Genomic DNA, 19,572 nt, shown 5'->3' on the forward strand with positions numbered 1-19,572 from the left:
TCCTCCCCAACGCAGTAACGGCATCCAGATGCCCAATCGCCGAAGGAGGATCACCCGATGCGCAGCACCGAATGGAACTGAGCCTTAGCGCGGAGAGAACCCACCGGGTACGCTGCCGGTCATTGAGGAATGACGGTCAGCGACAGGTGAGGCGGGGTGAGCGGGACCACGAATCGTCGCCAGGACGCCGATCCACGCCTGCTGACACTCGTGAGCGTGGCGATGGCGGCAGCGAGCGTCGTCGCGATCATCGCCCTCTCCGCAGCCCTACGCACTCCGCCGCGCTCCGTGGGCGGCGCGGCGACGATCGTCGCCATCGCGCTGATGACCGCCTTGGGCGCGGTGGTCAAGGCACCGGTCCGGATCCGCTCGACCACCCTCGCGATCGCATGGGTGGAGACCGCCATCGTCATCGGACTGGCGGTGGCCCCGGCGCCCTGGGTGATCCTGGCGACCGGAGCGGGAGTGGCCTGCGCGTCCGTCACCCGGCTGCCGCCCATCAAGACCGTCTTCGGAGTCGCGAAACACACCCTCGTGGCAGGCGGCGCCGCGGCGATCATCGTGCTGCTGGGCGACCGCTGGCCAGCCCCCGACCTGTGGGGTCTGGTCGTCCAACTGGGCTTCGTCTACGTGGTGGCCGCCCTGCTGGACGACGTACTGGCGATCCCGGTCATCGCCGTCGCCTCCGGCACCCGGCCCTGGGACCAGTTCCGAGCTGACCTCGACCTCCGGCTGGCGGGCATCGGTGTGCGGTACCTCGTCGCCCTCGCCACCCTGCTGATCCTCCGCGCCGACCCGCTGATGCTGCTCGCCGTGCCGCCCCTGGTCCTGAGCCTGCACCTCGCCTACTCGACCCGCGTCCGCGGACGCACCGAGCAGCAGGCGTGGCAGCGCCTGGCCCGCACCACCGACGCGCTGAACGTGGTCGACCTGGACAAGGTCCTCACCACCGCGGTCACCCAGGCCGCCGAGCTGTTCTCCGCCGACGAGGTGGAGATCGAGCTGCGCGACGGCGGCCGGACCGTCCGCGGTGGCGCGGTCGCCATCACGTACGACGGGCCGGCCGGCCAGCCGACCTCGGTGGACGGCACCGTGGTCCCCGCCGCGCTCGAGGGACACGACCGGACCGTCGACGTGGGCGTGCTGCGACTGCGGTTCCGCGGGCCCGTGGAACTCTCCGAGCGGGAGCGCTACACGCTGCGCACCTTCGCCTCGGCGCTCTGCACGGCCGTGCGCAACGCGCAGGCGTACGCCGAGCTGGCCCGGGTCGCCGACGAGCACGCGTACGCCGCCGCCCACGACGCGCTGACCGGGCTGGCCAACCGCCGGCACCTGCTCGACCGGGGCAGCGAACACCTCGGCACCCGGCACGCCGACGGAGTGACCGCCCTGGTGCTGATCGACCTCAACCACTTCAAGGAAGTCAACGACACCCTCGGGCACGCCGCCGGGGACCAGGTCCTGGCGCAGGTCGCCGAGCGGCTGCGCGACGCCGCCCAGGAAGGCGACCTGGTGGCCCGCCTCGGCGGCGACGAGTTCGCCGTACTCCTGCGGGGCCTGCCGGCCCCGGCGGTGGCCGCGCACCGCGCGGAGACCCTGCTCGCCACGCTGCACGAGCCGTTCGACCTGGACGGCATGCGGATCAGCGTCGAGGCCAGCGGCGGCATCGCCGCCGCACCCGCCACCGGGGGCATGCCCGAGCTGCTGCGCCGCGCGGACGTGGCGATGTACCAGGCCAAGCGGGCCGGGCAACGGACCTCGACGTACGCCCCGAACCGCGACACCGCCGACCTCGGCCGGCTCACCCTCGGCGGCGAACTGCCGCGCGCCGTCGCCGACCACGAATTCACCGTCAACTTCCAGCCCATCGTCGACCTCGGCAGCGGCCGGGTCACCGGCGCGGAGGCCCTCGCCCGCTGGCACCACCCCACCCACGGCATGATCGATCCGCTGCGGTTCCTGGAGGCCGTGGAACGCTCGGGCCTGCTCCCCGCCTTCGCCGAGGCGATCCTCGACCAGGCCCTGATCGCGGCGGGCAGCTGGCGCGACGCCGGCTTCGACGTGCCCGTCGCGGTCAACGTCTCGCCGCGCAGCCTCCTCGACGCCCGCTTCCCCGGCTCCGTGCTGGCCCGGCTGCGGGCCCACGACCTGCCCCCCGACCGGCTGGTGCTGGAGCTGACCGAGACGCTCACCCTCAGCCAGCTCGACGTGGTCGACCGGGTGCTCAGCCGGCTGCGCGACGAGGGCGTCCGGCTGGCGCTCGACGACTTCGGCACCGGCTACTCCTCGCTGTCGCTGCTCTCCCGCATCCCCGTGCACGAGCTGAAGATCGACCGCAGCTTCGTCACCGCCATGGAGAGCTCCGCCGAGGCCGCCGCCGTCATCCGTTCCACCCTCGACCTGGGTCGCAGCCTCGGGCTCGACGTGGTGGCCGAGGGCGTGGAGAGCGAGCCCCAGCGCCGGGCCCTCTGGGAGCTGGGCTGCGCTGCCGGTCAGGGACACCTCTTCGCCCGGCCGATGCCCGCCGGCACGCTCCTCGCGGCGTTCCGGCGTGGCTCCGGGGGCAGCCCCGGCACGCTCGCCCCTCCGCTGCACGACGCGGGAGCCGTGATCCGGCTCGCCCCTGGCCGCCGCCAGGCCGGGCGTGGCCGCACCGACCGCCACCTGCCCGCCTGACGCGGCGGCACGCGCCTGCTGCCAGACTGGCCCGCGTGACCGCCGCCCCGACCGCCCGCCGCCGTGGCTGGCAGCTGATCGACTCCGCCGCCGGCGGCCTCGCCCTCGACCTCGGCCTGTACGCCGTGTCCGCGGTGTTCGCCGCGGTCACCGCCGCCACGTCCACCCTGGTCCCGCACCGCGCCTGGGGCGCCGTGGCCGCCGTCGGATACCTCCTCGCCGCCCTCGCCGCGAGCGGCCAACTCCTGGCGCGCCGCCGCGACCCCGGATCGCCGCTGTCCGGGCTGCGGGCCCGCTGGGCGGTCACCGGGCTCGCCTGGGGCACCGTCGCCCTGCTGCCGCTCGCCTGGCAGAGCGTCCAACGGGCCGGCGGACGCACCGACCGGGCGCAGGAGGAGGTGCTGGTCGTCGAGGAGTCCGGCCGGCGGCTGGTCGACACGGGCACCCCGTACCTCGGGCCCGACGCGATCGCCGCCCTGCCGCCCGGCGAACAACTGCTCGGCTACACCCCGTACCAGCCGGGCATGGCACTGTTCGGGCTGCCCCGGGCCGCCGTCGACGCCTGGTGGACCGACGCCCGCGTCTGGTTCGCCGTCGGCACCGCGCTGGCGCTCGCCCTGGCCGTCCGCGCCCTCACCCGCGGCGTGCACCGGAGCGCGGACGACCGCGCCGGCGCCGCCCTCCTCCGGGGCGTACAGGCCGCCACCGTCCTGCCGATCTGCGCGCTCACCCTGGCCACCGGCGGCGACGACCTACCCGTACTCGCGCTCTGCCTGCTCGCCCTCGCCCTCGCCGCCACCGGCCGGCCCGGCCGGGCCGGCCTCGCGGTCGGCCTGGCCGGGGCACTGAAGCTCTTCGCCTGGCCGGTCGCCCTCGTGCTGATCGTCTGGGGACTGACCCGGCGGGCCGGCCTGCGGGTCGCCGCGGGCGCGCTCGGCCTGCCCGCCGCCGCGCTGCTACCGGCCCTGCTCGTCGACCGCGACGCGCTGGTCGAGAACGTGCTCCGCTTCCCGCTCGGGCACGGCCTGGTCACCAGCCCCGCGCAGTCGCCGTTCCCGGGCCACCTGATCGCCACCGCGCTGCCCGCCGGCCGCGCCGTCGCCGTCGCCCTGCTGCTCGCCGCCGGGCTGGCCATCGCCGTCCGCCTCGCCCGCCGCCCGCCCCGCACCGCCGTCGCCACCGCCCTGGTCTGCGGGTACGGCCTGCTCGCCGCGATCCTGCTGATGCCCACGACCCGCTTCGGCTACCTGCTCTACCCGCTCGCCCTCCTCGCGTGGGCCCCCGCTCTGCATTCCCCGGTTTCCGGCAACCCGCGGGCGCGGGACGGCGACACGGCGTAGACCTGAGGAATGACCACCTATCGCGACCGCGAAGAGGCGGGCCGGACGCTCGCCGAACGGCTCACCGCGCTCATCGGTGAACCCGACGTCACCGTGCTCGGGCTGGTACGCGGCGGCGTGCCCGTGGCCCGGGTGGTCGCCGAGCGTCTCGGCGCGCCCCTCGACGTGCTGGTCGTCCGGAAACTCGGCATGCCGTGGGCGCCCGAGGTGGCCTTCGGCGCACTCGGCCCCGACGGCGTACGGGTCCTCAACGACGTCGTGGCCAGCCGGCTCACGGAGGGCGACGTCGCCGAGGTCGTCCGCCACGAGCAGGCCGAACTGGAGCGGCGCGAGCGGCTCTACCGCGCCGGCCGGCCACCGCTCGACCTGACCGGCCGCACCGCCGTGATCGTCGACGACGGCCTGGCCACCGGGGCCACCGCCCGCGCCGCCGTCCAGGTCGCCCGCCACCTCGGCGCCCGCCGGGTCGTGGTCGCCGTCCCGGTCGGCTCGCAGGAGGCGTACGAGATGCTGGCCGCCGAGGCCGACCAGGTCGTCTGCGCCCAGCACCCGCCGGAGTTCATGGCGGTGAGCACCTACTACGAGGACTTCCACGAGGTTTCCGACTCGGAAGTCACGCAAGCGCTGACAGCAACCGCGTGACCGGACCGGGTACGGTCGGAGGATGAGCCTGACCTGTCCCAAGTGTCACGGAGAAATGCGCCAGTACGAGCGCAGCGGCGTCGTCATCGACCAGTGCGGCGAGTGCCGGGGAATCTTCCTCGACCGCGGCGAGCTGGAGAAGCTGTTCGAGGCGGAGGCCAACTGGAGCCGCCAGCAGGGCCAGGCGGCCCCGGCGCAGCCCGCCCAGCAGCAGGGCGGCTACCCCGGCCAGCCGAGCCACCAGCAGGGCGGCTACCCGCCCCCGCCGCCCCCGCCGCCCGCCCCCGCCCCGCACCAGCCGGGCTACGGCGCCGTCCCGCCCCCGCCGGCGCACGGCTACCCGCCGGCCCCCGCGTACGGACACGGTCAGCAGCACCACGGCTACCACGGGCACTACAAGCGCAAGAAGCACAAGAGCTTCCTGGACGAGATGTTCGGCTGAGCCACCCCGTCGACCGGGCCGGCGCCTCGACCGGCCCGGTCACCCGTGGTTCCGCACGCCTCCGCCGTTCACCGTGCCGACCGGCAACGGCCGTGCGACGCTGCCCTGCATGACGCCGCACACGCTGCATCACCCGCTGGCGCAGGCGTACGACGGAATCACCCGGGTCGTCGCGGACCTCGACGACGCCGACCTGCAGCGGCTCACCCGGTGCCGGGGCTGGCTCGTCGCGGACCTGCTCTTCCACGTGCTCTGCGACGCCCAGCGGGCGCTGGTCGCGCTGGCCAGCCCCGTCGACGGTCCGCCCGACGTCGACGACGTGAGCTACTGGCACGCGTTCCCGCCCAGCGAGGACGAGGACGGCGCCCGGCACGCCTGGTGGGCCCGCCGCTCCGCCGCCGCCTTCGACCGCCCGCGCGGGATCGTCCGGCTCTGGACCGAGACCGCCCCCGCCGCCGTACGCGCCGCGAGCGCGGCCGATCCCGACGGCCACGTCACCACCCAGGGGCACGTGCTGCGGCTGCCGGACCTGCTCGCCACGCTGACCACCGAGGCCGTCGTGCACCACCTGGACCTGGTGCTCGACCTGCCCGACGCGCCCCTGCCCGGCACCCTCGCGACGGGTGTCGCGGTGGCCACCATGGACGGCCTGCTCAGCGACGACGCCGTCCGACCGGCCGCGTGGAGCGACGCCGACTACCTGCTGAAGGCGACCGGGCGGGTGCCACTCACCGACCGCGACGAGCTCGAACTCGGCGAGGTCGCCGGCTGGTTCCCCCTCCTGGGCTGACCCGCGCAGACATCGCCGGGGCGGCAGTGGATTCAGCTCTGTCGGGTCGATCCGGGGAGTTGCCCGCTGCTGCCATTATCCGTTCGGCTGTCTCCGCCTTACGCGGGAGAGCGGTGGTGGCGTCGCGGTGAAGGACCTCGGAGCGTTGGTCCTCCGTCAGCTTGCCGACGACCCTCGCAGGTATCCCTCAACGCCGCAGCAAGCCACGAATCGCCTGGCGTGAGACACCGTTCGAGCGGGCGATACTGCTGAGGCTCTCGCCGGCCAGAGCACGCTCGATGACCTCGTCCCTGGCAGCATCCGTCATCCGTGCGCCGGTCTGCCTCACACGATGGCCATGTCGACGAAGCGCGACAGGTGGAGCTGCGCGGCCACCGTCACCGTGTCGGTGGGGCCATTTCTGTGCTTGGCAACTATGAAATCCGCCTCCCCGGCCCGCGGTGACTCCTTGTCGTAGTAGTCGTCGCGGTGCAGCAGGATGACCACGTCGGCATCCTGCTCAATTGAGCCAGATTCACGCAGGTCGGACAGCTGCGGTCGCTTGTCGGTGCGCTGCTCCGGGCCACGGTTCAGCTGGCTCACCGCGATCACCGGGCACTCGACCTCCTTGGCGAGCAGCTTCAGGCCACGGGAGAGGTCCGCGACCTCCTGCTGCCGGCTCTCGGTGCGCTTTGGGGAGGTCATCAGCTGGAGATAGTCGACCACGATCAGCTTGAGGTCGTGCCGCTGCTTGAGGCGGCGCGCCTTGGCCCGGATCTCCATCAGGTTCATGCTCGGCGTGTCGTCGACGAAGAGCGGCGCCTCGCTGATCTCCCCCATGCAGCGGGCGAGCTTGGTCCAGTCGTCGTCGGAGAGCTGGCCGCTGCGCAGGACGTGCAGCGGCACCCGCGCCTCGGCCGAGAGCAGGCGCATGACGATCTCGACCTTGCTCATTTCCAGGGAGAAGATGGCTGACGCCTGATTTGCCCTGATGGCAGCATTTCGGGCAAAGTCCATACTTGCGGTCGATTTTCCCAACCCGGGGCGTCCGGCAACGATCACGAGCTGCCCCGCGTGCAGGCCGTTGAGCAGGCGGTCCAGGTCGGTGAAGCCGGTCGGGACGCCGGTCATCACGCCGCCCTGGGCACCCACCGCCTCGATCTCGTCCAGCGTCGGCTGGAGCATGTCGGCGAGCACGGCGAAGTCCTCGCTGACGCGGCGCTCGGTGACGTCGTAGACCGCCTGCTGGGCGAGGTCGACGATGTCGTCGACGTCGCGGCTGCCGCCCTGACCCGTGCCGTAACCCAACTGCACGATCTTGGTGCCGGCCTCGACCAGGCGGCGCAGGACCGCCCGCTCGCTGACGATGCGGGCGTAGTACGCCGCGTTCGCGGCGGTGGGCACGCTGGCGATCAGGGTGTGCAGGTAGGGGGCGCCGCCGATGCGGACGAGATCGCCGGAGTCCGCCAGGGCCGCCGCCACGGTGATGGAGTCGGCCGGCTCACCCCGGCCGTAGATCTCCAGGATGATGTCGAAGATGGTGGCGTGCACCGGCCGGTAGAAGTCGTTGGTCTTGAGGATCTCGACGACGTCGGCGATCGCGTCCTTGGACAGCAGCATGCCGCCGAGGACGCACTGCTCGGCGGCGACGTCCTGCGGCGGGGTCTTGTCGAACTGGCCGTCGCGCTGCGGCGGCGCGGACGCCTGCCCCCCGCTCGAACGCGAGTCCGCCCGCATGTCGTCGGTGACCGACACGGGTTCCCCCTCCACTGCGTCGGATCCGGATTCAGCCCTACCGCCGGGGTACGACAACCTCGACCTGCCGGTCGATCGGGGGGTCATCGCGCGGCCGGTCGGGGGCCAACCATACGGAACCCGAGGTCAGCCCCTCAACCACACCGGTGGACGAGCCTCGGGACAACCTGTGGACGCCGGTGGACGAGCATGTGCGCAGGGTGTGCACAGCCTGTGGACAACGGCTGGGGAATTCTCCGGCGCAACGCCCTGAGCTGCGACAACGCAATCCCCAGCCTGTGGACAGGAAGTTTTCGGTCGAACTACGGCATCGAACGTCCCGTACTATCTCCAGCGAACGGCTACACCTGCACAGCGGATTGCGCCATCGGTTGAGAAGGGTCACGCTCCGGCCGTGAGTAACCGGGACTGGGGACGCGGAGAGGACGGTCCGCGCGAGCGACGGCCGGTCGCCCCCTGGCACGATCCCGCCGACCCGGCACCGGTGGACTCCCCCGAGCGCGGTCCCGCCCGGCACCGCACGCCGAGCCGGCGTCGGGCCGTCGAACGCGGCCAGCGGGAGCCGGTCGACACCTACCTGCCGCGTTGGGCGCTGGAGTCGGGAGTCCGCAGCGCGGACGGCGGCGGCCGACACGCCGCGCCCGACGACGAGGTGCAGGTGGAGGTCGGTCGACCGTCGTCGGACGACACGGCACGGCGGAGCACCGGGAGCACGGGCAGTTGGCGTCGGGTCAGCGGAACGGGCCGGCGCGACGCGCCGGCGCTCGGCGCGGCCCCGCAGTCGGAGCACACCGGTGAGTGGACGTTCGAGCACCTGCGGGAGCGGGGATACGCCGGGCGTCGACGAGCCGAGGACGACCCCGTGTCGGCTCCACCACCGCCGACCCGGCCGAGGCGCCTGCCGTCGCAACGTCCACAGGTCGTCTGGTCCGGGCTGGAGGAGGAGGCGGCCGGGCCCGTGCCCGACCGGGAGGCCCGCCGGAGCCGGTGGGCGGCGGAGGACCGGCCGGCCGTCGACCCGTGGGACCGGGAGTCGCTGGCGGCCGCGTCCGAGCCGCCGTCCTCCCGTCTCCCCACCGTGGACGCGTGGGACGCGTCGGGTGTGCACGCGTGGCGTCCGGCCGGTGAGGTCGACCGCTGGGAGCATCCCGGCAGCGGCCGGCGGGACCGCACCGACGGGACCGGCCGGTGGGACCGACGCGACGACACCGGGCGGTGGGGCAGACCCGACGACACCGGACAGTGGAATCGGCCCGGCGACACCGGGCAGTGGGACCGGTCCGGCGAGGCCGGGCAATGGGACCGGCCCGACGACACCGGGCAATGGAACGGGCCCGACGACACCGGACAGTGGGAGCGGTACGCCGACGGCGGCGACGGGGACCGGACCGCGCCGGGCTCCGGCGGGGGTGCCGGGGAGGGGTGGCCCTGGCCGGGGCAGGACGAGCGGGACCAGGGTTTCTGGTCGGACACCCGGCTGGCCGGCGACGATCCCCGGTGGGCGGATCCGTCGGTGTCGGCGCCCCGGTCGCCGGTGGTGCCCTACTCCGCGCCGCGACCGCGTACGGCTTCGGGTCGGCGGGGGGCGGGACCGGTCGGGGCCGCGACGGCGACGTCGGCCGCCCGACGTCGGGCTGCGACCGCCGGGCCGCAGGGCCGGAGCCGGCGCATCGAGGACGACCTGCTCGACCCCGATCAGGGCGGGCCGTGGCGGCCGCTGTTCTACACGTTCGTCTGCTATCTGGTGCCGGCGGTGCTGGTCTTCGTCTGGTTGTTGACGTTGGACGGTCAGGTGCCGGCGGGGTGCGTCACGGACATCAATGGTGGAGGCTGCGACTCGCCCCGGTCGAGGGCGCTGGGTTCGCTGGCGTCGGGTCTGCCGCGCTTCGGACTGGCGCTGGCGTGCAGCCTCGTCGTGGCGCTGCTGCTGCGGCGGGTCGGGACGACCTGGCGTTCGGCCAGTGTCGCGCTGGCGGCGGCCGTGGTCGGCGGCGGCCTGTCGACGGTGATGATCAGCGCGGTGACCGGTCAGCCGATCGGCTGAGCCGCCATCACGGGTCGCGCGCCGCAGGAGTGTGTCACCGGCCGTACGGCGGACAGGGCCCGCACCGGTCGGTGCGGGCCCTGTCCGTGGTGCCGGGGGTGAGGTGTCAGCCCTGAACGACGTTGAGGTCGAACGTGGCGCTCACCTCGGGGTGCAGCTTGATCCGCACCGGGTAGGAGCCGGTCGACTTGATCGGACCGGACAGCTCCAGCCGACGACGGTCGAGGACCGGACCGCCGGCGGTCTTGACGGCGTCGACGATCTCGGCCGGGGTGACCGAGCCGAAGAGCCGACCACCGTCGCCGGCGCGGGCCTTCAGGTTGACCTTGAGGCCCTCGAGCTGGCCCTTGACCTCGTTGGCGTGGCCGAGGTCACGGATCTCCCGGGCCGAGCGGGCCCGCTTGATGACCGTGACCTGCTTCTCCGCACCCTTGGTCCAGGCGATCGCGAAGCCCTGCGGCAGCAGGTAGTTACGGCCGTAGCCGTTCTTGACCTCGACGATGTCGCCCGGGGCACCGAGGCCGGACACCTCCTGAGTCAGGATGATCTTCATATCGGTGCCTCCTCTCAGCGGGCCGTGGCCGTGTACGGCAGGAGCGCCATCTCGCGGGCGTTCTTGACCGCGCGGGCGATCTGCCGCTGCTGCTGCGAGGTCACGCCGGTCACCCGCCGAGCGCGGATCTTGCCGCGGTCGGAGATGAACTTGCGCAGCAGCGCGGTGTCCTTGTAATCGATGTAGGTGATCCCGTCCTTGTCGAGCGGGTTCACCTTCTTCTTCGGTTTGCGAAGTGCAGCGGCCTTGGCCATTGCTCGTGCTCCTGGTTTGCGATCGCGGGCGCTCGGCGCCATTAGAACGGAGGCTCCTCGTCGAAGTTGCCGCCACCCGAACCACTGCGCGAGGGTGCCGGTGCAGCCGAGGCCCAGGGGTCGTCGAAGTTGCCTCCGCCGCCGCCCTGGCCACCTCCACCACCGCCGCCGAAGCCGCCGCCACCGCCGCCGGAGCGGGACATCTTCTGCACCTTCGCCGTGGCGTAGCGCAGCGACGGGCCGATCTCGTCGACCTCGAGCTCGATGACGGTGCGCTTCTCGCCCTCGCGCGTCTCGTACGACCGCTGACGCAGCCGACCCGAGACGATCACGCGGGCGCCCCGCTGGAGCGACTCGGCGACGTGTTCCGCCGCCTGCCGCCACACGGTGCACGCCAGGAAGAGCGGCTCGCCGTCCTTCCACTCGCCGGAGGCCTTGTCCATGAACCGGGGCGTCGAAGCGACCCGGAACTTGGCGACCGCGGCACCGGAGGGGGTGAACCGCAACTCGGGGTCATCGGTCAGGTTGCCGATGACCGTGATGGTGGTGTCTCCTGCCATGACCATCTCCTCGCGCACTCATCAGTACTGCCGTACAGGCTCTCAGAGCCCTCCGACAGCACCGGTGAGGCTGATCCGGGTGGACCGGGATTGAATGCTTTAGCGCATCTCCGGCCGAATGACCTTGGTGCGCAGCACGGACTCGTTGAGCCGCAGCTGGCGGTCCAGCTCGGCCACCGCTGCGGGCGTCGCCTGCAGGTCGATGACGGCGTAGATGCCTTCGGCCTTCTTGTTGATCTCGTACGCGAGGCGCCGGCGGCCCCACACGTCGGTCTTCTCCACCGAGCCACCCGCGGTCCGGATCACGTTCAGGTACGTGTCGAGCGACGGGGCGACGGTGCGCTCCTCGAGGCTGGGGTCGAGGATCACCATGACTTCGTAATGACGCAAGACGTGCTCACCTCCTGTGGGCTAAGCGGCCACGGTCCTTCCGTGGCAGGAGGTCGTGCGTCGTGGCCCACGCCGGTTCCGGGGGAACCCGGCCGGACGCGGACAACCGGACCAGGATAGCCGGTCCGGACGATCATGCCCGAGGTGGCCGGCGGATCCCTCCCACGGGCGCGATGCGACGGGGGCCCGCGTCGACGTCGCTGTCGATGCGGGCCCCCGTACCAGAGGCCGCGGGGCGTCCCGTCCGCATTCCTTGGGTGGGACCTGGGGAGGAACGACCACACCGATGAGGTTGGACCGGGGACGCCCCGCGGAGCTTTATCGTGTTGTTACCTGACGTTACAACGGCTCTTGCCCCTTGTTGGGAGGATTGGCGGAATTCTCCGACAAATTTCCCGATGGGCCAGCTTCCGTCAGGGCGGGTTCCCGCCGCGCCGGGCCGCGCGACGGGTCCGTCCCCGCTCGGGCGGTGCGACGCGCCCCCGTGGGCCGACCAGCGACCGTCCGGACGACTGCGATGGCAACCGTGGATCCCACTCGCATCAACGACCACCGACGCCGGGAGGTGACGCGCGCGCGGCCGGCGCGTCCGCCACCGCCGTCGTCCCCGCTGTCGGCGGCGCGACGTAGGCTCCCGTGCATGCGTATCGGAGCCCACGTCGATTCGACCGACCCGACCGCGGAGGCGACCGCCCGAGGGGCCGAGGCCGTGCAGTTCTTCCTCTCCGACCCGCAGGGGTGGAAGGCGCCGAAGCCACGGGAGGACGCGGACCGGCTACGGGCCGCGGACGTCGACCTCTACGTGCACGCACCGTACGTCGTCAACGTCGCGACCCTGAACAACCGGATCCGGATCCCCAGCCGCAAGCTGCTGCTCGGCCACGCCCAGGCGGCCGCCGCCATCGGCGCGAAGGGCCTGATCGTGCACGGCGGGCACGTCAACGCCGGCGACGACCTGGCCGTCGGCTTCGACAACTGGCGCAAGACCTTCGCGTACGCGGCGGACTCCGGCGGCTTCGGCGTGCCCGTCCTGATCGAGAACACCGCCGGCGGTGACAACGCCTGCGCGCGGCGGCTCGACGCGCTCGCCCGGCTCTGGGACGCCATCGGCGACCACGAGGTGGGCTTCTGCCTGGACACCTGCCACGCCCACGCCGGCGGCGAGGAGCTGCTCGGGCTCGTCGACCGGGTCAAGGCGATCACCGGCCGGATCGACCTGGTGCACGCCAACAACTCCAAGGGCGCGTTCAACTCCGGCCAGGACCGCCACGACAACCTCGACGGCGGCACGATCGACCCGGAGCTGCTGGTGGCGGTGATCCGCGCGGCCGGCGCACCGGTCATCGTCGAGACCCCGGGCGGCGCCAAGGGCCAGGGCGCCGACATCGCCTTCCTGCGTGACCGGCTGGGCACGGGGAGCCCGGCGGCATGACGACCGGACAGTCCGCCGCCGGCAGCTTCCGCCCCGACACCGCCGCCGCGCCGGCCGGCGGCGACGTCGCGCCGGTCGGACCCGCCCCTGGGCCGGCCGCACCGGGCGCCCCGGCGGGCTCGGCCTCCGACCGGGCCGGCACCACCGGCGGTACGCGCACCGCGGCGGACGCCACGGACCAGGCCGGCACCACCGGCACCACCGGCGGTGCGGTCGCCGGCGGGGAAGAGTCCGCCAGAGGCGCTGCCGGCCCAGCCGACCCGGCCACGAAGGCCGACACTCCCGCCAGGACGAACGCCGCGCGGAAGACCGGCACGGCCGGCGCGGCCGGGTCCAAGACCGGCACGGCCGGCGCCACGACCGGCGAGGCCGGGTCCACGACCGGGACGGCGAGATCCGATACCGGTGGAGCCCGGTCCAGCGCCGACGCGGCCCAGGCTGGCGGAGCCGCAGAAGCCGACGCGAGCGCGACCGCGAGCGGCAAGACCGACAAGGCTGGCGCGGCCGACAAGGGCGCGGCCGAGACCGGCGCGGGCGACAAGGGTGGGCCCGGGGCTGGCAAGGGCGGGCCTGCGGCCGGCGCAGCGGGCAGGACGGACAGCAAGCCCGGCGCAGCCGGTACGGCCGGGGCCGGCACCGAGGCGGGCAAGGGCGACGACAAGGGTTCCGCTGACAAGGGTTCCGCCAAGGAGGACGCCGGCGGGGAGGGGAAGCCGGACCGGTGGGAGGCCTTCGCGTCCGCCCCCGAACCGGTGCCCTCCCGGCTCGGACGGGCCGCACGGGCGGTCGGCCGCCTGCTGATCCACGAGTGGGCGCTCGCGGCGCTCGCCTCGCTGGCGCTGGCGGTGCTGCTGACCTGGCCCACGTTGCGTTACCCGCGGCACACCCTGCCGCAGGACTACTGGGACCCGAGCCTCCAGGCGTGGCAGATGGCCTGGTCGGGGCACATCCTGCTGACCAACCCGGCGCAGCTGTGGCAGTCGAACACCTTCTTCCCGGAGCCCTGGAGCTTCGCCTTCTCCGACACCCTGCTCGGGTACGCCCCGGCGGGCATGATCGGCACCGGCCCCGAGGCCGCGGTGCTCCGCTACAACATCATGTTCGTGCTGGCCCACGCGCTCGCCACGCTCGGGGCGTACGCGCTGGCCCGGCAGCTCGGCGCGGGCCGGATCGGCTCCGCGGTGGCCGGGGCGAGCTTCGCGTACGCGCCGTGGCTGCTGGCCCAGGCCGGGCACCTGCACGTGATCTCCAACGGCGGCATCCCGCTGGCGTTGGCCATGCTCGCCCGGGGCCACGGCTGGTCGCTGCGACACGGCTACCGGCCCGAGCGCCGGCACGACGGCTGGGTCTACGCCGGCTGGCTGGTCGCCGCCTGGCAACTCAGTCTCGGCTTCGGCATCGGGCTGCCGTTCGCGTACTTCCTTGCCGGGACCGTGCTGGTCGCGGCCGTCACCTGGTTCCTGCGGCGGTGGGTCGTCCGGCCGGTCAAGCGCCCGTTCGGCCGCCGGCTGCTGATCGCGGACCTGGTCGGCGGCCTGCTCTTCGCCGGCGTCGGCGCGTTGCTGGCCATCCCGTTCTTCACGGTGGCGCAGGCGCACCCGCACGCGGAGCGCTCCATCGGCGACATCTCCATCTTCTCGCCGCCGGCGAGCGGCTTCTTCACCGCGCCCGCGGAGTCACGGGTCTGGGGTGGGCTGCACGAGGGGGCGAGGGCGTTGCTGCCCTGGCACCCGGAGATGACCCTGCTGCCGGGCTTCGTGCTCTACGCCCTCGCCGCCGGCGGGCTCTTCTTCTCGGTCTGGAAGCTGCGCCACCGGCTGCTGCTGCTCGCCGGGGTGGTGGTGACGATGGTGCTCGCCATGGGCACCCGCTTCTTCGACGGCACCTTCACCTACGTGCCGTTGTTCGAGCACCTGCCCGGCTGGAACGGCCTGCGTACGCCGGGTCGGCTGATGCTCTGGACGACGCTGCTGCTCGGGCTGCTCGCGGCGGGAGCGGTCAGCGCGTTCGCCACCCGGGTCCGGGAGATCTCCGCCGAGCGGATTCCCTCCTGGCCGAGCCCGTGGCTGCGGCTGGCCACGCTGCTGCCGCTGGTGCTGGTGATCGGCGAGGGGCTGAACTCCACGCCGCACCCGATCGTGCCGCCCCAGCCGGCCGCGATGCGGACGGTGGACGGGCCGCTGCTCGTGCTGCCGAGCAGCCAGAACCTCGACCAGCCGGTGATGCTCTGGTCCACCAGCAAGTTCCAGGACGTGGTCAACGGGGGCAGCGGTTTCACCCCGCGCCAACTCGACGACGTACGCCGGGTGACGCTCTCCTTCCCCGACCAGACCAGCGTCGACTACCTGCGCGTCCTCGGCGTCCGCAACGTGCTGCTGCTGCGCGACCACATCGTCGGCACGCCGTGGGAGATCACCGTCGACGCACCGGTCGACGGGCTGGGCATCACCCGCGAGGAGATCGGCGACGTGGTGGTCTACCGTCTCTGACCGGCGTTCTCCCGGCCGTCGGGGTCGCCCCCGACGGCCGGGAACCGGTCAGACGGCGGCGGGCGTCGGCTCGGCCGGCGCCGTCCGGCGACGTCGCCAGCGGTCGAGCCAGGGCGCGTCCGGGGCGCCGTCGAGCAGCCCGCCGTCCGGGTCGTCGGCGTAGGTCCGCCGCACCGGGTCGAGTTCCGGCCGCAGGATCTCCCGGACGACCAGCACGCAGAGCACGACCACGGTGGCCAGGCGCAGGGTCGACGCGAGCACGAAGACGCCCTCCGGGAAGACCGGCTTGCTGGTCGCCGCGCCGAGCAGCTCACCGTAGAAGGCCACGAAGTAGCAGACCTCGGCCACCTGCCAGGCCAGGAAGGCGCCCCACTTCGGGCGGGCGAGCACGACCAGCGGCAGCAGCCAGAGCACGAACTGCTGCGACCACACCTTGCTGAAGATCAGGAACGCGGCGACCACCAGGAACGCGAGCTGGGCGAGCCGGGGCCGGCGCGGGGCCAGCAGCCCCAGCGCGCCCACCCCGAGGCAGGCGAGCCCGAAGAGGGCGTACGACAGGGTGTTGAGCGTGGGGATGTTGAGGTTCAGCCACTCGAACGGCCCGAGGTCGGCGGGGTTGCCGCTGCCGACCTTGCCATCCAGGTAGCGCCCGATGTACCAGAGGGTGCCCCAGTCGATGGGTCGGGTCGAGTTCAGCTCGAAGAAGCGGTCCCAGTTCTCCCGGTAGGGGATGGCGACCGGCAGGTTCACGAGGACCAGGGAGACGAGGGCGGCGCCGAAGGCGGTGAGGGCGGCGCGGAGCCGTCCGGCGCGCAGCCCCAGCACCAGGATCGGGCCGAGGATGAACAGCGGCCACATCTTGGCCGCCCCGGCGAGGCCGAGCAGGACGCCGGCCGCCAGCGGGCGGCTGCGGGCCCAGGCGAAGAGGCCGAACGCGGCCAGGCCGATGGCGAGCAGGTCCCAGTTGACCGTGGCGGTGAGCATCAGCGCGGGGGCGAGCGCGAAGAGGGCCGCGTCCCAGGGTCTGCTCCGGCGCAGGGCGAGGATCACCGCCACCGTGGCGACGGCCAGCGCGCCGAGGACCAGGGCGTTGAGGTTGTAGAACCACATGCCCTGGTTGAGCCCCGGGTCGTTCTGGCCGAGGGCGTGCACGGGCAGGCCGAGGGCGCCCATGAAGTAGCCGGTGAGCACCGGGTACTCGACGGGGTGGTCCTGGTAGGGGACGGCGCCCTCGTTGAGCCGCTCGGCGTAGTAGAGCGCCAGCACGTCGGTGTAGCAGAACCGGGTGTACTGCACGTTGTTCTGCCAGGCGCCGTCCTGACAGGGCGACTTCTGCACCCAGTGCAACGCCAGGGTCAGGCAGACCAGGGCCAGGACGATGCGGGCCGCCGTCCAGAACCTGTTCTCTCTTCCCACTGGCCGGTCCAGCGCGACGGCATGGTCGCCCAGCGGGCCGCCGATGGCGCCGGAGACGCCCCGGACGAAGCCGTCGGAGCGGGACGGATGGTCAGGGGCACCGGCGTCGTCGATGCCTCGCGTCGACTGCGTGCTCATGAGGGTGCATCCTGCCGTACATCTGGCCCCCGCGTCCCGTCCTGCTCACGACACGTCCGTAACCGGAACGCCGACGGCGGCCGGAGAGGTGCTCCGGCCGCCGTCGTCGTTCGTCGATCAGTCGTTGTCCGGTCGGGGTGTCAGGCTCGGTAGCAGCCCGCCGCCGCCGCCGTCCCGGCCGGGACGCGGATCGGTCGGCGCGGTGGGCGCGGTGGGCCCGCCGGGGCCACCAGGGCCGCCAGGCCCACCAGGGCCGCCCGGAGGGTTGTTGCCGCCGTTGTTCCCGCCGCCCGGCGGGCAGAGCAGGCCAAGTGGACCGCAGTTCGGCGGGCCCGGCGGAGGCGGCGGGGGCGGGGGCGCCTCACCGTTGCCGGTGGTCGGGTCGCCGACGTTCGCCGCAGGCGGGAAGTCCTTCTTCTCCCATTTCTTGGCCTTGTGTGCCTCGTCCATGAACCGTTCCCAGATGGTGCCCGGCAGGTTGCCGCCACTGATCTTGTCGCCGTTCTTCAGCTTGAGCGGCTTGCGGTCCTTGACGTTGCCGACCCAGACGGCGGTGGCGATCTGCGGGGTGTAGCCGATCATCCAGGCGTCGCCGTTGTCGTCGCTTTTCGCCTTGAGTTCCCAGGTGCCGGTCTTGGAAGCGGCCTTCCGGCCGTCGTCGAGCTGGTGGTTGACCTGCGCCGGGTACCGCTCCAGCACCGAGGTCACGTCCGCCACGACGTCCTTGTCGATGCGCTGCTCACCCTTGAGCGAACCCTCGTCGGCGATCTTCTTCCACTTGCCGGTCACCTCGTCCCGCTTCTCGACGGAGAAGAGGAAGTGGGCCTTGTGGTAGCGGCCCTGGTTGGCGAAGGTGGCGACGCCGTTGGCGTGGTCCAGGACGGTGATCGGATACTGGCCGTAGCCGACGACGTGGAAGAACGGGTCCGGCGCGATGTCCTTCGGATCGGTCTTGGTGAGGTCGTAGCCCTTCGGCGGGTTGGTGTCCGACCGCCACATCATGCTGACCCCGGCCTTGGCCGCCATGTCGACGACCTTGTCCGGGCCGATGTCCTGGCTGACGTGGTAGAACGGCACGTTCAGCGACTTGAGGGTGGAGTCCGTCAGGGTGCAGGAGTTGCCGCACTTGGGGTTGTCCACGCCGGCGTTGCTGACCTTGAACTTGGTGCCTTCGGGTGTGAAGGCCCTGCCCTTCCAGCGCGACTCGAGTGCCTTGCCCGCCTTGAGCGCCGCCGCCAGGGTGTAGATCTTGAAACTCGAGCCCGGCGGGTGACCGCCGTAGGGGTTGCCGGAGGCGTCGATGTTCCTGCCGGCGTAGTCGGTGCCGGTGCCGTTGTCGCCGCCGTAGTAGGCGAGCACGCGACCGTTCTTCGGATCGATGGCGACCACCGCCGCCATCAGGTTCGGCGGCTGGCCGGCGAGCTCCGACCCCTTGGCCTTGCGCTGGGCGGTCTCAACCGCCGCGTCCTGGATCTTCGTGTCGATCGTGGTGCGGATCTTGTAGCCGCCCGACATGAGCGCCTGGGAACAGAGCGGCTTGGCGTCGGTGACCTGATCCTCCTTGTCGACGCAGATGCCCTTGTCCCGCATCTCCTGCTTGATGTAGTTGATGACGTTGCCGTACGGGGTGTTGACGCCGTAGTCGATGCCGGCGCCACCCTGGTTCGGCTTCCTCAGCGTCTTGGTCGGGTACTCGGCCAGGGTGGGCGCCGCCGGCTTGCCCGGGGCGTTCAGCCAGCCCTCGGCGACCATGCCGTTGATCACGTACTCCCAGCGGGACTTGGCGTCGGTGGGGTTGACCGCGGGGTCGTAGCCCCTGTGGCCCGCGTTGGCCTCCGGCTGCTTGATCAGCGCGGCGAGGACCGCGCCCTCGGCGACGCTCAGCTTGTTCGCCGGCTTGCCGAAGTACGTCTGCGCTGCCGCCTCGATGCCGTGCGCGCCCCGCCCGAAGTAGATGATGTTCAGGTAGTGCTGCATGATCTGCGGCTTGGTGTACTCGTCGTTGAGCTTGGAGGCGAGGATCGCCTCCTTGACCTTGCGGGCGTAGGTGTCGTCCTTCAGGTGGTCGAACGCGTTGCGGGCGTACTGCTGGGTGATCGTCGAGGCGCCCTGCTTGTCGCCGCCGGAGACGTTGTTCCACGCGGCCCGGACGATGCCCTTGTAGTCCACACCCGAGTGCTCGTAGAAGTTACGGTCCTCGGCCGCCGCGACCGCGTCCTGCACGTGCGTCGGAATCTGGTCGATGGTGACCAGGGTCCGGTTCTGCGTGCCGACCTTCGCGATGACGGTCTTGTTGTCGGCCGCGTAGAAGGTGGTCGCCTGCGGCGGTGTGGTGTCCTCCGGGAGGACGACGTTGGTCGAGTAGTAGGTGAAGCCGACGACGCCGAGCCCCGTGAGCATGATGAAGACGGCGAAGGCGGCGATCAGCATGTTGACCCGCTTGCGCTTCTTCGCCCGCGACGCGCCGGCCGGATCACCCCCGCCGCGCGCACGCCGACCGGGGCCCGTCGGCCCCCCCGGACCGCCAGGGCCGCCCGAGACAGGAGAGACGCTCGCCCGCGCCGTGGCCCGGCCGCTGACGCCGCCGACAGCCGCCGACCCGACGCTGGCCCGGCCGGCCGGGGCGGCGCCGACGGCGGAACCCACCGAGGCGCGGCCGGCCGGCCCGCCGG

Annotated in this window: 15 protein-coding genes; 8 read left to right on the plus strand and 7 right to left on the minus strand. The window is 72.6% G+C overall.

All coding sequences use genetic code 11. The features are described 5' to 3' along the window. Positions 1–156: 156 nt before the first annotated feature. The 5 genes from V6U77_RS20090 to V6U77_RS20110 all read left to right on the plus strand — a co-directional run bounded on the left by V6U77_RS20090 (position 157) and on the right by V6U77_RS20110 (position 5,890). The gene (locus tag V6U77_RS20090) at positions 157–2,676 is read left to right on the plus strand and encodes a putative bifunctional diguanylate cyclase/phosphodiesterase (RefSeq protein ID WP_442934465.1); all 2,520 of its coding nucleotides are present in this window, start codon (positions 157–159) and stop codon (positions 2,674–2,676) included. Between the two features lie 35 nt (positions 2,677–2,711). Further along, positions 2,712–4,016, plus strand: a complete 1,305-nt coding sequence (locus tag V6U77_RS20095; RefSeq protein WP_334607892.1) for a glycosyltransferase 87 family protein — start codon at positions 2,712–2,714, stop codon at positions 4,014–4,016. Positions 4,017–4,025: 9 nt separating this feature from the next. Further along, the gene (locus V6U77_RS20100) at positions 4,026–4,658 is read left to right on the plus strand and encodes a phosphoribosyltransferase (protein WP_334607894.1); all 633 of its coding nucleotides are present in this window, start codon (positions 4,026–4,028) and stop codon (positions 4,656–4,658) included. A gap of 22 nt (positions 4,659–4,680) precedes the next feature. Beyond that, positions 4,681–5,100 (plus strand): TFIIB-type zinc ribbon-containing protein, encoded by a 420-nt coding sequence (locus V6U77_RS20105; RefSeq protein ID WP_334607895.1) that lies wholly within the window; start codon positions 4,681–4,683, stop codon positions 5,098–5,100. Positions 5,101–5,209: 109 nt separating this feature from the next. Then, a complete protein-coding gene (locus tag V6U77_RS20110) occupies positions 5,210–5,890 on the plus strand; it encodes a maleylpyruvate isomerase N-terminal domain-containing protein (protein ID WP_334607896.1) in 681 nt (226 codons plus the stop codon). A gap of 324 nt (positions 5,891–6,214) precedes the next feature. Here the strand turns inward: V6U77_RS20110 and dnaB are convergent, their stop codons facing one another. Next, a complete protein-coding gene (dnaB, locus tag V6U77_RS20115) occupies positions 6,215–7,606 on the minus strand; it encodes a replicative DNA helicase (RefSeq protein WP_442934468.1) in 1,392 nt (463 codons plus the stop codon). Positions 7,607–8,018: 412 nt separating this feature from the next. On the opposite strand from dnaB, the gene V6U77_RS20120 reads away from it, so the two are divergent. After that, complete coding sequence (locus V6U77_RS20120) at positions 8,019–9,668, plus strand: hypothetical protein (RefSeq protein ID WP_334607899.1); 1,650 nt, start codon at positions 8,019–8,021, stop codon at positions 9,666–9,668. 106 nt (positions 9,669–9,774) lie between these two features. On the opposite strand, the gene rplI is transcribed toward V6U77_RS20120, so the two are convergent. The 4 genes from rplI to rpsF all read right to left on the minus strand — a co-directional run bounded on the left by rplI (position 9,775) and on the right by rpsF (position 11,425). After that, the gene (rplI, locus tag V6U77_RS20125) at positions 9,775–10,221 is read right to left on the minus strand and encodes a 50S ribosomal protein L9 (protein ID WP_334607900.1); all 447 of its coding nucleotides are present in this window, start codon (positions 10,219–10,221) and stop codon (positions 9,775–9,777) included. A 14-nt stretch (positions 10,222–10,235) separates the two neighbouring features. Then, positions 10,236–10,475, minus strand: coding sequence for a 30S ribosomal protein S18 (gene rpsR, locus V6U77_RS20130; RefSeq protein ID WP_007073789.1), 240 nt, complete (start codon positions 10,473–10,475; stop codon positions 10,236–10,238). Between the two features lie 41 nt (positions 10,476–10,516). Continuing rightward, positions 10,517–11,053, minus strand: a complete 537-nt coding sequence (locus V6U77_RS20135; RefSeq protein ID WP_334607901.1) for a single-stranded DNA-binding protein — start codon at positions 11,051–11,053, stop codon at positions 10,517–10,519. A gap of 81 nt (positions 11,054–11,134) precedes the next feature. Next, positions 11,135–11,425, minus strand: a complete 291-nt coding sequence (rpsF, locus tag V6U77_RS20140; protein ID WP_121397433.1) for a 30S ribosomal protein S6 — start codon at positions 11,423–11,425, stop codon at positions 11,135–11,137. 640 nt (positions 11,426–12,065) lie between these two features. Here rpsF and V6U77_RS20145 point away from each other — a divergent pair. Next, positions 12,066–12,857, plus strand: coding sequence for a deoxyribonuclease IV (locus V6U77_RS20145; protein WP_334607902.1), 792 nt, complete (start codon positions 12,066–12,068; stop codon positions 12,855–12,857). Then, a complete protein-coding gene (locus V6U77_RS20150) occupies positions 12,854–15,346 on the plus strand; it encodes a hypothetical protein (RefSeq protein WP_334607903.1) in 2,493 nt (830 codons plus the stop codon). The genes V6U77_RS20145 and V6U77_RS20150 overlap by 4 nt, the downstream gene beginning before the upstream one ends. Before the next feature lie 48 nt (positions 15,347–15,394). On the opposite strand, the gene V6U77_RS20155 is transcribed toward V6U77_RS20150, so the two are convergent. Then, entirely contained in the window at positions 15,395–16,900 is a 1,506-nt protein-coding gene (locus V6U77_RS20155) for a glycosyltransferase family 87 protein (protein WP_334607904.1), read from the minus strand. A 117-nt stretch (positions 16,901–17,017) separates the two neighbouring features. Beyond that, complete coding sequence (locus V6U77_RS20160) at positions 17,018–19,330, minus strand: transglycosylase domain-containing protein (protein ID WP_442934466.1); 2,313 nt, start codon at positions 19,328–19,330, stop codon at positions 17,018–17,020. Between the last annotated feature and the right edge of the window lie 242 nt (positions 19,331–19,572).

Source organism: Micromonospora sp. CPCC 205546 (genome assembly GCF_036902715.1).
GTDB lineage: Bacteria > Actinomycetota > Actinomycetes > Mycobacteriales > Micromonosporaceae > Micromonospora.

Coding starts and splice junctions, on each gene's coding strand:
- V6U77_RS20100 (WP_334607894.1), top strand. CDS start 4,026: ATGACCACCTATCGCGACCGCGAAGAGGCGGGCCGGACGCTCGCCGAA.
- V6U77_RS20105 (WP_334607895.1), top strand. CDS start 4,681: ATGAGCCTGACCTGTCCCAAGTGTCACGGAGAAATGCGCCAGTACGAG.
- V6U77_RS20110 (WP_334607896.1), top strand. CDS start 5,210: ATGACGCCGCACACGCTGCATCACCCGCTGGCGCAGGCGTACGACGGA.
- dnaB (WP_442934468.1), bottom strand. CDS start 7,606: ATGCGGGCGGACTCGCGTTCGAGCGGGGGGCAGGCGTCCGCGCCGCCG.
- rplI (WP_334607900.1), bottom strand. CDS start 10,221: ATGAAGATCATCCTGACTCAGGAGGTGTCCGGCCTCGGTGCCCCGGGC.
- rpsR (WP_007073789.1), bottom strand. CDS start 10,475: ATGGCCAAGGCCGCTGCACTTCGCAAACCGAAGAAGAAGGTGAACCCG.
- V6U77_RS20145 (WP_334607902.1), top strand. CDS start 12,066: ATGCGTATCGGAGCCCACGTCGATTCGACCGACCCGACCGCGGAGGCG.
- V6U77_RS20150 (WP_334607903.1), top strand. CDS start 12,854: ATGACGACCGGACAGTCCGCCGCCGGCAGCTTCCGCCCCGACACCGCC.
- V6U77_RS20155 (WP_334607904.1), bottom strand. CDS start 16,900: ATGAGCACGCAGTCGACGCGAGGCATCGACGACGCCGGTGCCCCTGAC.
- V6U77_RS20160 (WP_442934466.1), bottom strand. CDS start 19,330: ATGCTGATCGCCGCCTTCGCCGTCTTCATCATGCTCACGGGGCTCGGC.